Genomic DNA, 12056 nt, shown 5'->3' with positions numbered 1-12056 from the left:
AGTTACCGGCCGCGCGATCGTCGATTTCAAGATCTCAGGGTTGCAATGAGTGCAACAAGTAGAATGGCTCAACCTTTGAAGGATTTTTGAGAAATCTCCGGTAAAACAGTTCGACAGCTTTAGACTTCCTGCGCTACAGGTGCCAGCACCAGCCTCATCAATTAGCTTTTACCTTTCTGCAAGACAGAGAAACAGAAAGCTATATTTTATTGAAAAAACACGGTTTCTAAGCACCAGTGCGTCAATCCTACGATCTTTAGTACATCTGCATCGGGAAATTGCAGTTTAAGGGTATGAGAAAATTCTCAAGTAGGAATTCTACTAACTCTCTACTTGATGGTAGCAATCCCTAACTTAGCTCCCTTAATTCGGCGCAATCGATCCATAACTTCCACAACATTTCCGTGATTGACACCTTTATCCGCGTTCAAAATAACTAAAGAAGTCTGATTAGAACCCATCACCTCGCGCACCGCACCCTCAATCTGGTCTAAGTTGACTGGCTTTTTATCAACCATTAATTTTCCCGATTCATCAATGGTGATGGTAATTTTAGAAGGTGCTTCCTGACTTTGAGAGGTTGTCGCTTTTGGTAAATTTACCGGCAAACCCTCAGATTTGGATAAAGACAGAGAAGAAATGATTAAAAACGTCAATATAGCGAATACCACATCAATCATTGGCACGATATTGATCTGAGCAATGTTATCGGGTTCATCGGGTAGACGCATAGTTAGATTCTCTCGGTAGTTTTTCGTAGCCGTGACGGTACAATAATTCTAGCTGCCCTCCAGCTTCCTGAATAAAAGCAATTTGTTGTAAATAAAACCCGCGAAACATATTGGCAAATAACAGCGTAAAAATTGCCACCACTAACCCCGTTGCCGTAGATACCAGAGCTTCGCTAATCCCACCGGTAACGCCTGCTGCATTGCTGCTGCCGGCTTCTCCCAGTTTGAGCGAGCCAAAAGTAGTAATTAATCCCAAAACAGTGCCGAGCAACCCAAATAGTGGGGAAAGGCTGATAATGGTATCAAATATTGTATTAAATCGCTTCAGGATGGGGATTTCGGCCTGAGCGCCACTTTCTAGGGCCAAACGAAATTCTTCGATGTTGGGCGAGTCTAATTCTAAAGCTTCTAAAAAAATCCGGGCCAAAGGCAAATCGGCGTTTACTTGTAATTTTTTGATGGCGGAATTGGGGTTTTCGCGGTAGAGATTTAGAACTTCTCGCACGACTCGCCGCTGCCGCCGATTTACCCTAAACCAAAAGGCAAGACGCTCTATAATCAACGCGACTGCTGCGATTGACGAGGCAAACAGGGGCCAAGCAACAATGCCTGCGGCGCGAAAAATGTAAATGAAAGTATCCATTAGAAAGTATCCATTAGTTTTTACTCTCGCTAGCTCCGTCGATCGCAGGCTGCCTAATGCTGCAACCCCTTGCGACAGAAGGCTGGTAGATGTTTCTGCGTCAAGTTGGCACAAGTGATTCAGACGGAGAATTGTTTCACTCCTTGGCGCGATCGCGATCGCACTTCCCGCACTACCTGTATCTGAGTATCTTTGCCTGTAGTCGAAATGCTCCTACTGTTATCCCTATCGATTTTTCTGTCATATTACTAAAAACGCTTTTATTGGAGTAAAGCGGAGTCAATTGACGCATATTGATAACCATCCTGTTTGTGCAAAAATTTGACGTTGCTCATATCTTTTGTACTCAGTCGAAAATCACCGATCTTGATCTCAACACCTTTATCTGTTGGAGTCTTGACCCGTCCAACGTAAAGTCCTGATTGGAATCGCTTGCGGTCTTCTAGAAGCTGAATGGCAACAATGTCACCAGTCCTACAATGAGTAAAAGACTGTCTAGGCTTGGCACAAGGAAAACCGTATTTATCATTTCTAGTGGACTGTCGATTTCCTTGTCCTGTTGATTTAATCAGTAAGGGCTGATTAGTTAGCACTTCCAAGAAATCAATCTGACCCACACAAGCCGCATCTAACCAGTGAGTTTTAGGCAGGCTTAATCGAGTGCGGTTGTACTTGGTCAGACCACCCGAACCTGTGGAGACAGGAAGACCCGTTTCTTTCAGTCGGTTGAACAATGCCCATCGGGTTGAGTTGACCGCCGCCGCGTCTTTTAAGGGGCGCTTTGCTTGAGCTAGAACCCGCTTCAAAACATCTGGCTTTTTGGCTAAGAAAACGCTAATATCCTGAGTCCCTTTTTTAAGATTGCATTTCTCGCAAGCCAGGCACAGATTAGAGATCCGATTTGTGCCGCCTTTTGCTTTGGGCTGGATGTGTTCCACTTGGAGCGGAACGTTCTCAATTGAGCAGTAAGAACATTGACGATCCCATTTGTTGAGGAGATATTCGCGAACTTCGTAGCCAGCGAGTTCACCTTGCTGATACTCAATGCCTGAGATTTCAGGGTTTTCAAATTGCTGTAAATCAAATCTGACAAGCTCCTGAACGATCTCACCGATGGGTGCAAATTTGATTAACTTGTTCACCCAGGTCAAAGTGGTTTCTACGCGATGCTGCAAACTTGGGGCCAACCAACATGAAGGACGGGTGCGATTGAGAAACCGTGCTTGCCGATAGCGAGTGTGACGAGAACGCCTCCCCCGACGTAGAGAACGACGGGATTCTAAAGACGCTTTGATGGTTTGACCGCGATGAGTTAACTCAGCACCAAAGATTGCTTTGTCGTTTTGAACAAGAGCAATCCCTGTGGTTTTAGAACCGGGGTCTAGTTTAATCGTGACGGGTTCAGGAATATCTGCAACCTCTTTCTTGAGAATGATGCTGAACGGGTATTTTCTAAACACAGAGGCTCTACCCATCTCCAATAAACGTCTCGCCATAGAAGGCTTACATGGTGTAAGCGGCTTCTTGTTGGCATCAATTACAAAAACGAAATTGGGTTTCAACATTTTGGCGTTGCTTCCTAAAAGTAAAGTTTGCTTCAACCCTGTTATCTTCTCGGTACTATGCAGATTGCACTTCCTCTAACCAATCTCGGATGTTTAACAATCTGCTTACAGAGCTTGGAACTAGCGAATCCCAAGGTGTGAACTTAAACGCTTAGAGATAACGATTACTATGATTGAGTGGTCTGGAGTAGCTGCAATACCTCGGATTACTCCGAAATACTACGGATTGGTGCTACTCAGTGCTTTGTTGCTAAAATTTGCATTAGGAGTTGACAATAGTATTCAATACTTAAAAAGATTCTCAACTAGAATTTCACGATTGTTCGGGAATGTCAAGCGATAGTGCAGAAATTTTAATACAAATAGATTATCACTATTTGTAATTTCATAAATAATAATTATGTATGAAATAGCTTGAAAATGCTGGTTTTTTCGTACAGTATGGCTTAGAGTATTGCGGTTAAGGAATTGGGGAATTTTATCTGCCCAAATCAGAACTCGGACAGCGCCCGCGCAAATAACACGGACAGCAAAATAGAATGCCCGGTGATAGAATAAATTAGCTATAAAAAAAATAACTAAATGAGAATAATTGTAATAAGGTTGAAGGTGATGAGTAGGTCGATCGTAGATGGCAAGCTCAACTAGCAGTTGGTAGTTTTTTTTTGGTTATATGCGGGAGCGAGAATGCTGCCAATCAATCAATCAATCTATGAAGGAGATTCATCAGGCATGAGTTTTTCAAACGTTTCGGCGACGCAAAGACAACAAGAAGAAGAGGCTCTCAAAAAATTTCTGGCGATCGGTCTGCTAGCCTCAACCATACTGCACGCTGTTATACTGCCGTTGAGCCTCAAGTTGGTCAAACCGGCTGAATTTGCAGACGATGCCATCGAAATTGTCATGCTGGATGAACCTAAAGTAGAGGAAATCAAGCCAGATCCAGCTATTCCAGAAAAGGTATCTCCCCCGCCTGAGACATTCAAACCAGAACCGCCACCAGAGCCAACTCCCCCAGAAGAGCCACCCGTAGCAGTAACGCCACCGCCGATTCCAGAGGAACCACCCGTAGCAGTAACGCCACCGCCGATTCCAGAGGAGCCACCCGTAGCAGTAACGCCACCGCCGATTCCAGAGGAAGCCCCGGTAGCGGTAACGCCACCGCCGATTCCAGAGGAAGCCCCGGTAGCGGTAACGCCACCGCCGATTCCAGAAGAGCCTTCTGCGATCGCACCTAAACAGGATTTGACTCCCCCAGAAACTCCTCCAAGCCCGATCGCCAACGAACCCAAAACCCCATCGCCCGATCCTCCCAAAAATGATAGCCCGATCGCCAGCGAGGAACCTCCTAAAAGCGAACCACCCGTTACCCAGTCTCGCCCCAAGGGCGCTGAGAGTGCCCCAGATTTTACTGCTGATGCTGGAAATCCCAAGTCCTCGAATAGTCCTGAAAACAATAACTCGCCCTCGCCATCCTCAGAGCCATTAAATCCTGCTTCTGGGCCCATAGCTCGATCGCCCGCAGCCGGCCCGCCAGTCACAACTACTAGGCCAGAAGGCAGCCGCAATTCGGGAAGTGCGATCGCCGATGTCACAAACCCCTCCTCTGGCCCCGCAGGCGGAAACCCCCAGAGTGAAAGCGGAAGCTCTTCCTCAGAGCCATTTGCAACGGGTTCTGGCCCCATAGCTCGATCGCCCGCAGCCGGCCCGCCAGTCACAGCTACCAGGCCAGGAGGCAGCCGCAATTCGGGAACTGCGATCGCGGATGCCACAAACCCAGGAGGAAGTCCCTCGAACTCAGCATCCGGTGGGAGTGAAACTGCTGGAGGGGGTTCTTCAGATCCCTTTGGTAGTGGTTCGGGCTCAGTGCCAAAACCGAAAAATCCTGGTGGAGGGGAGAGTCCTTCCCGTCCTTCCGGCCCGGCACCAGGCACTTGCATTAGCTGCGGTAAACCTGAATATCCCAGCGCCGCCAGAAAAGAAGGGCGGCAGGGTCAAGTGAAAGTCAAGTTTGATATTGACCCTAACGGTAAGGCATTCAACATCGCGATCGAGACTTCTAGCAAATACGACGACTTCGATCGCGCTGCGATTAAAACAGTAGAAAAATGGAAATTTGCCTCGTCAGACAGCGGTATTCAAGGAAAAACAGCTTCTATTACCTTCCGGCTCAATGAGTAGGTATTTTCTGGAAACCTAGCAATTTGGCTGGGAATTCAATAGCACCAAGAAAGCAACTGTAAATCTAAAAATTGAATTTTGTGTGAATTATGAATTTTGGAATGTCGCCAGCAACATTAAGTAAACTTCAGCGAGTTGGACTCGCTCTATTACTTGGTTCCAACTTGGGCATGGCTCTGTTGTTTGCCAACCCTCACAGCGCAATGGCCGGAGTGATTACTTTACCCGATGGCGGACGTTGTGAGGGAGAATTGAGCGAGGGAAAACTCAGCGGGCCCGCTATGTGCGAATATGCCAATGGCGATCGCTATGAAGGGCAATTTCTCAACGGCCAACCTCACGGTAAAGGTGTCTATACTTTTAAAGCAGAAGGTCGATACCAAGGAGAATTTGCCTCTGGTGAATTCAACGGTCAAGGTGTCCGCGAATTTGTTAACGGCAACCGCTACGAAGGAACTTTTAAAGACGGTGAATTCGACGGTGCGGGTACTTTTACCTCCACTAACGGCATTCGTTATGAAGGCTCTTTTGCCAATGGTTCTCCCAGCGGTCGGGGGGCTTTTACATTCAGTGATGGCACTCGTTGCGAAGGAGATATTAAAGAAGGCAAAGTTAACGGTAAAGGAGTCTGTCAATATGCTAATAAGAACCGCTACGAAGGAGAGTTGCTGAGTAACTTGCCTCACGGACAGGGAACCTATACTTTTGCTGAAGGAGGTAGTTATCAGGGGCAGTTTAGTGAAGGGCAATTTGATGGCAAAGGGGTTCGCGAATATCCGAACGGCAACCGCTATGAAGGAGAGTTTGTCAAGGGCAACACTCAAGGTCAGGGGTTGTTAACTTTTAAAGAAGGGGGACGTTATCAAGGCCCGTTCGAGAATGGAGAATTTAATGGTGAGGGTGTCCGCGAGTTTGCTAATGGCAATAGCTATAAAGGCACTTTTGTCAAGGGTAAGATGAGCGGGAAAGGAGTTTATATTTTTGCCAATGGCGATCGCTGCGAAGGCGAATTTCGCGAGGGTCAGTTCAACGGCAAAGGTATCTGTATTTACGCCAATGGCGATCGCTATCAAGGTGAATTCCTCAACGGGCAGAAACACGGTCAAGGTTCCTACATTTATACAGATGGAACTAAGCTAGAAGGAAATTGGCAACAGGGGCAGCTTCAAAAATAACTCTTTGATATACTCACCGTCTTTTCAGATGGGGTGATTCTTGACGTTTAATAAAAAGATGTACGTGGCACAATTAAACCTATCTATCAGTGATATTACTGGCATTGTTCAGACTATTGCAGTAGTTGTATCACTGATTTATTTGGCAATTCAAGTTAAAGAAAGTACAAAAGCAACCAAGGGTGCAACCTATCAATCAATTATTAGCGCTTGTGCAGAGCTTGAGTCACGTATAAGCCAGGATGATGAAGTGGCGCGGATATACAAGTTAGGCATAACAAATCTGGAAAAATTAAATGAGAATGAATTCACCCGGTTTAACGAGCTTATTTGTAGTTTTTTTAATCTGTATGAAAATTTGTATTATCAATATAAAAATAAGTTGTTAGAAGAAGAATTATGGGCTGGTTGGTGCCTAAATATGCGGAATGACTTACAACAAAAAGGGGCAGCAGCTTGGTGGAACTCAAAAAGTCATCTTTACAGTAAAAGCTTCCGTGAATATGTTAATTCAGGAAAATGTCCTAGAAATTAATTTTGCTTAAGGGCATAATTTATCAACTGATATCAATATAATATAGCGGTTATCACCAACATGAGGTACACTTTATTCTTCTGTGAATGCCAGGATTTTCGAAGCTTTTTCTGTACCCCACCTACCTGAAAAAGGCTATAGTATGTTTCAAAAACTAAAAAAACAATGCCGGCGGATTTTCTCCTTATTAATCAGTTTTATTTTAGTTTTGCTCCTCAATAATGGGGTTCAATCCGCGCCTGAAACCGGCACTCAAATTCTTTGGGATACCTATGGAATTCCACACATTTACGGAGAGAATACTAAAAGCCTTTTCTACGCTTTTGGCTGGGCGCAGATGCAAAGTCACGGTAATCTGATTTTGCGTCTTTACGCACAAGCTCGCGGGCAAGCTGCCGAATTTTGGGGCGAAGATTATCTGGAATCAGATCGCTGGGTGCAAACTATGGGAATTCCTAATCGCGCAAACGCTTGGTATGAATCACAAAATCCCAGTTTTCGCAACTATCTTGATGCTTTTGTTGGCGGAATGAATGCCTATGCAAAAGAACACCCAGAGGCGCTCACCGAAGAATTAAAAATAGCATTGCCCCTCAAACCGGCAGATGTATTGGCACACGAGCAGCGTGTCATCAATTTTACTTTTGTAGTCGATCCAGAGCGCGTTGAAAAGCTCACTGAAAATAATACTCCTAAAGGCTCTAATGGTTGGGCGATCGCTCCTTCCCATTCTCAAAGTGGCAATGCCATGCTATTGGCAAATCCTCACCTTCCTTGGTCGGATTTATATTTATGGTACGAAGCACAACTGGTTGCCCCAGAAATTAACGCTTACGGAGCGACTCTCGTCGGATTTCCTGTATTAACGATCGCCTTTAATGACAACTTGGGATGGACTCATACTGTCAACACTCACGATGGCTGGGATGCCTATGAATTGTCCCTTGCTAACGATGGCTATCGCTTCGATGGCGAAGTCCGAAAATTTGACAGAGAAGAGAAGGTTTTAAAAGTCAAAGAAAAGAATGGGAATTTGCGATCGGAATCTCTAGTAGTGCGGCGTTCTGTTCACGGGCCGATTCTCACAGAAAAACAGGGCAAAGCGATCGCCCTGCGCGTTGTCGGACTCGAACAGTCCGGTGCTTTAGAGGAGTGGTGGGATATGGCACGAGCCCGGAATTTCAATGAATTTGAGGCTGTTTTAAAGCGCTTAGAAATTCCCATGTTTACCGTCATGTATGCCGATCGTGAGGGGCATATCATGCACTTGTTTAACGGTCAAGTCCCCATTCGCAAAAAGGGAGATTTTAAATACTGGTCAGACACAATCCCAGGCAATACGTCAGAGACTTTGTGGAGCAAAAATCATCCCTATGCGGATTTGCCGCGCGTTGTCGATCCGCCCAGCGGTTGGTTGCAAAATACCAACGATCCGCCTTGGACTACGACGTTTCCCAGCGCGATCGCACCGGATAAATATCCCGCCTACATGGCACCGCGCGGCCCGATGGATTTGCGATCGCAGCGATCGGCAAAAATGCTCTTAGAAGATGAAAAAATCTCTTTCGATGAATTGATGCAATACAAACATTCCACTCAGGTAGAACTCGCCGATCGCCTCCTCGATGATTTAATTCCCATCGCACGGCAAGGCAGTGAAAAAGCTCGCCGCGCTGCAGAAGTTCTCGCGAATTGGGATCGCAAAGTCGATGCTAAAAGTCGTGGTGCGGTGCTGTTTGCCTTTTGGAAAAAAGCGATGAATGCTAATGAGTTATTCGCCAAACCTTGGAGCGAAGATGCGCCGCTAACTACGCCAGACGGGTTGGCAAATCCTGCGGAGGCGGTGCGGGTGTTGGAAGCGACAGCAACCAAAGTTGAGGCAACTTATGGCGCTTTAGATGTGGCATGGGGGGAAGTCTTCCGATTGCCTGGGGAGGCTAATTTGCCTGCAAATGGAGCTGACGGTGCTTTGGGTGTATTTCGCTCAGTATGGTTCGCTCCACGGAAAGACAATCGCTTTCAAGCGGTTGCGGGCGATTCTTTTGTCGCCGCGATTGAGTTCTCCAATCCGGTGAAAGCGATGGCGCTAAACAGTTACGGCAACGCCACTCAACCTGGTTCGCCCCATACCGGCGATCAGTTGCAGCTTTTTGCTCGCAAGGAATTGCGCCCTGTATGGCGATCGCGATCGGAAGTTGAAGCTCACCTGAGTTCGCGCCAAAAACTCTAGCAGAAGGAAGTTCGGCAACGGATTCTGTAACGGATGTAACGGATGTAACTCACATCTGGCACCATTCTCAAGAACAGGCAAGATGCCTGTTCCACAAAGAGTGAATTTTTTTGTGGAACAGGCATCTTGCCTGTTCCTAAACAAGTAATTGAGAATGGTGCAACATCTCAGATATAACGGATGTCAGGAAGAAGGAAAAAGTTAAAAGTTAAAAGACCTTTTTCCGTTTCCCCTTTACGCATCGCGCAGCAGTCGGCAAGCATAGCCACCGACTGCAACGAGCAATAAGCCCAGCGCGGAGATAGCGTATAACAAAGCCATGCCAGCACCGGCACCTGTCCCGATAATTGGGCCAAAAATAGCTGCTAAAAATCCTCCGGGTTGCATGGCGGGTTCAAAGACGCGATCGGCAAGTGGGCCTGCGATCAATAAACCGATCGCTGACGCCAATTGCACGATAACTGCTCTGGTAGCAAAAACGCGCCCCTGTACTTCGGGTGCGACTTTCGCCAGCCAAATCGCCTCGTTGGAACTGCCGAGGATGGGGAAATTGAAAGACGAACAAAATTGAGCGGGAATCCAGATAGAAAGCGCCTGACCGAAACCAAAGACTATTTTACTCAAGCCCGCGCCTGCCATGCCCAGCAGAAAGCCTCGGATTCGGCGTTTGGGGCCGCCCCAAATACTGACGAATAATGCTCCTAAAACGCCACCTGCGCCGGCGGCGGAAAGGATAGTACCGAGGATTCTCGTATTATTGCCGGTGCGTGCCAGAATCATCGGTGAGTAGAGGGCCGCGCCGATGTCGTGAGCGAACCAGAATAGCGAAACCAACACCAGCAAGGCAAGCAGGCTGGGACGATGGACGATGTAGCGGAATCCGAAGCTGAGTTCTTGCCAAAAGTGGTGGCGAGTCGGCTGGGGATTGGAGGCGATATTGCTCCGCAATGCTGGCGCGATCGCGGGCTGGGGTATTTTGACAGATACTAGGGTGGCGATCGCGATTGTAAAAGTTGCCAGGTCGATCGTAAAAATCCCGCCGGGCCCGATCGCAGAATAGAGAATCCCTGCCAACGTCGGAGCAATAATACTCGCGCCGTAATTTGCCAAAAAACTTAAACTGCTAGCGCGGCTGTAATGCTTTTCTGGCATCATTGTGGCGATGGCTGCTGAGTAAGCTAACTGCTGAATTTGGTCAAAAACTCCGTTAATCGCAGCCGCTACATATATATGCCATATTTGCAGGTTGTGGCTGATATAAAGTAATAGGATAGCGATCGTTAACAAAGCTGAAACCGCATCGCCGATCGCCATCAAAAATTTTCGATTCCAGCGATCGACGAGAATGCCAGCAACCGGAGCAAGCAAGATGCGCGGCAATTGAGTAAAAAACATCAACAAAGCCAAAGCCGTCGCTTGATGGGTGGACTCCCAAATCCAAATAGTCAGCGCAAACCCGGACATAGCGCTGCCAATCATCGAAGCAGTTTGTCCAAGCCAGAGTAGAATAAATTTTTGCATTAAATAGGCAATTGATAGGATTTAAAATTCTGAGGATAGGGTTTTTTAGACAGGAGAATGATATCAAATCCGTTAGCATCGGAATAGTAAATTCGAGTTCGCTGTTGACTGTTAACAGTGAACAGTCAACAGTCAACATCATTCCGGTGTTACCGGAAATGATATGACACCCGCATCAAACAGCACATCGCCCTCATCAAAACCAGGGCCATTGTTGACTAAGTGGAGATAATTCTTCATATTGCTGTCTCGCCTCGTTGCGGTAAAATTTCGCCAAATGCCGCTGCCGCCACATCATTGCGCCCGTCATAAACAGTACGATGGGTGCTAATCCTGCGATCGCATTTACCAGCCGCAAGTAAATTCCGCCATAGCTGCCAATATGTAGCGGATAAAGCGAGTTGAGAATTCGATTTGCGACAGAAGCCGAATTTACACTGTCAGCCTGCAATATTTCGCCACTGTATTGGTCGATAGAAATCGTACTAATCCCGTTTGGGTGCGGGTCATTAGGAAATTTCTTCCTGACTTTAAAAGTTGCTTCAGGTGTCAAAGGCAAAGAAATAAAAGTGGTTTTAGCTTCCGGCCAAACAATACTAACTTGCTGTAATATTTCATCAAGGCTTTGCCTCGAACTGCTAGAGTTGGGATGAGAAGTCAATGCTGGCTGGGGCTTTTCATTGGTTAGCCAATACAGAGTAGATTCAACCGGCACGTAAAAAATTATCGCTGTCCCTGTAGCAGAAATTAGGATGAGAAAAGCGACCGATACAATCCCCGAAACGTTATGTAAATCAAAGACAGTCCGCTGCCAGTGAGCTTTCCAATTAATCGAAAATCCGCGAACCAAATTACGCCAACCCGTCCACAATGCCAAGCCAGTAAAAGTTATTCCTAGCATTACTAGACCGCAAATGCCGACAACAAGATGACCGAATTCTCCTCCAGCCAATTCCGCGTGTAACGTAAAAATAAAACCTGTAAAAGTTTCTTTCCAAAGGCGCGCACCCTTAATTTCTCCGCTGTAAGGATTCACATAAACGCTAACTACTTCCTCACTCTTGGACTGCATCGAAACTTGACAAACTTCCTTGGCTTCTCGCGGCAGCAAGATACTAAGAGCTTGATTTTGCGGATAAGCTTTTTCGACAACTTGCAGGACCTTTTCCAGCGGTATCCGTTCGGCTTGAGGAATTACTTGCAGGAGTTGGGGATTGAATAACCGCTCGATTTCTGGACTAAAAACCAGCAAGCTGCCCGTTAAAGCAATTACTGCTAGAAATATTCCTACCACCAACCCCAAATACAAATGCAATTTGAATGCGAGTTTGCGGAACTTCATCTCGAAATTTTCCTCGAAGCCGTTAACTGTTCTCATTAAGGTAAAACCCATAGTCCGACAGGGAATGAATTCCCTGTCTCAAAGCTAAAGTCCTCTTAAGAGGACTGAGAAAAACACTTTTCAACTCCTTAGT

The 12056-nt window shown here is 46.5% G+C and carries 9 protein-coding genes; 4 read left to right on the top strand and 5 right to left on the bottom strand.

The window, feature by feature from the left end; all coding sequences use genetic code 11:
• Window positions 1-329: 329 nt before the first annotated feature.
• From QUA58_RS13230 to iscB, 3 genes are all read right to left on the bottom strand, one after another.
• Window positions 330-731, bottom strand: coding sequence for a biopolymer transporter ExbD (locus QUA58_RS13230; protein WP_333256478.1), 402 nt, complete (start codon window positions 729-731; stop codon window positions 330-332).
• Window positions 715-1374, bottom strand: coding sequence for a MotA/TolQ/ExbB proton channel family protein (locus QUA58_RS13225; RefSeq protein ID WP_333394418.1), 660 nt, complete (start codon window positions 1372-1374; stop codon window positions 715-717). The genes QUA58_RS13230 and QUA58_RS13225 overlap by 17 nt, the downstream gene beginning before the upstream one ends.
• Before the next feature lie 260 nt (window positions 1375-1634).
• Window positions 1635-2939 (bottom strand): RNA-guided endonuclease IscB, encoded by a 1305-nt coding sequence (iscB, locus tag QUA58_RS13220; RefSeq protein WP_333394428.1) that lies wholly within the window; start codon window positions 2937-2939, stop codon window positions 1635-1637.
• A 687-nt stretch (window positions 2940-3626) separates the two neighbouring features.
• Between iscB and QUA58_RS13215 the strand changes: the two genes are divergently transcribed.
• From QUA58_RS13215 to QUA58_RS13200, 4 genes are all read left to right on the top strand, one after another.
• Entirely contained in the window at window positions 3627-5120 is a 1494-nt protein-coding gene (locus tag QUA58_RS13215; protein ID WP_333394417.1) for a TonB family protein, read from the top strand.
• 101 nt (window positions 5121-5221) lie between these two features.
• Window positions 5222-6295 carry a hypothetical protein gene (locus QUA58_RS13210; RefSeq protein WP_333394416.1) on the top strand — a complete coding sequence of 358 codons (1074 nt, stop codon included), beginning with the start codon at window positions 5222-5224 and terminating at the stop codon, window positions 6293-6295.
• A 64-nt stretch (window positions 6296-6359) separates the two neighbouring features.
• Window positions 6360-6830 (top strand): hypothetical protein, encoded by a 471-nt coding sequence (locus QUA58_RS13205; protein WP_333394415.1) that lies wholly within the window; start codon window positions 6360-6362, stop codon window positions 6828-6830.
• A 142-nt stretch (window positions 6831-6972) separates the two neighbouring features.
• Window positions 6973-9060, top strand: a complete 2088-nt coding sequence (locus tag QUA58_RS13200) for an acylase (protein ID WP_333394413.1) — start codon at window positions 6973-6975, stop codon at window positions 9058-9060.
• A 234-nt stretch (window positions 9061-9294) separates the two neighbouring features.
• Here the strand turns inward: QUA58_RS13200 and QUA58_RS13195 are convergent, their stop codons facing one another.
• Window positions 9295-10581 carry an MFS transporter gene (locus QUA58_RS13195; protein WP_333394412.1) on the bottom strand — a complete coding sequence of 429 codons (1287 nt, stop codon included), beginning with the start codon at window positions 10579-10581 and terminating at the stop codon, window positions 9295-9297.
• 196 nt (window positions 10582-10777) lie between these two features.
• Window positions 10778-11959, bottom strand: a complete 1182-nt coding sequence (locus QUA58_RS13190) for a PepSY-associated TM helix domain-containing protein (RefSeq protein ID WP_333394411.1) — start codon at window positions 11957-11959, stop codon at window positions 10778-10780.
• Window positions 11960-12056: the final 97 nt, after the last annotated feature.

This window comes from Microcoleus sp. N9_A1, assembly GCF_036701795.1.
GTDB lineage: Bacteria > Cyanobacteriota > Cyanobacteriia > Cyanobacteriales > Microcoleaceae > Microcoleus.
Note: the sequence above shows the minus strand (reverse complement) of the source record. Positions and strands in the feature narration are given on the sequence as shown.

Excerpts from the sequence above, each read along its gene's own strand:
- QUA58_RS13215 (WP_333394417.1), top strand. The coding sequence starts at position 3,627 with ATGCTGCCAATCAATCAATCAATCTATGAAGGAGATTCATCAGGCATG.
- QUA58_RS13210 (WP_333394416.1), top strand. The coding sequence starts at position 5,222 with ATGTCGCCAGCAACATTAAGTAAACTTCAGCGAGTTGGACTCGCTCTA.
- QUA58_RS13195 (WP_333394412.1), bottom strand. The coding sequence starts at position 10,581 with ATGCAAAAATTTATTCTACTCTGGCTTGGACAAACTGCTTCGATGATT.
- QUA58_RS13230 (WP_333256478.1), bottom strand. The coding sequence starts at position 731 with ATGCGTCTACCCGATGAACCCGATAACATTGCTCAGATCAATATCGTG.
- QUA58_RS13225 (WP_333394418.1), bottom strand. The coding sequence starts at position 1,374 with ATGGATACTTTCATTTACATTTTTCGCGCCGCAGGCATTGTTGCTTGG.
- iscB (WP_333394428.1), bottom strand. The coding sequence starts at position 2,939 with ATGTTGAAACCCAATTTCGTTTTTGTAATTGATGCCAACAAGAAGCCG.
- QUA58_RS13190 (WP_333394411.1), bottom strand. The coding sequence starts at position 11,959 with ATGAGAACAGTTAACGGCTTCGAGGAAAATTTCGAGATGAAGTTCCGC.
- QUA58_RS13200 (WP_333394413.1), top strand. The coding sequence starts at position 6,973 with ATGTTTCAAAAACTAAAAAAACAATGCCGGCGGATTTTCTCCTTATTA.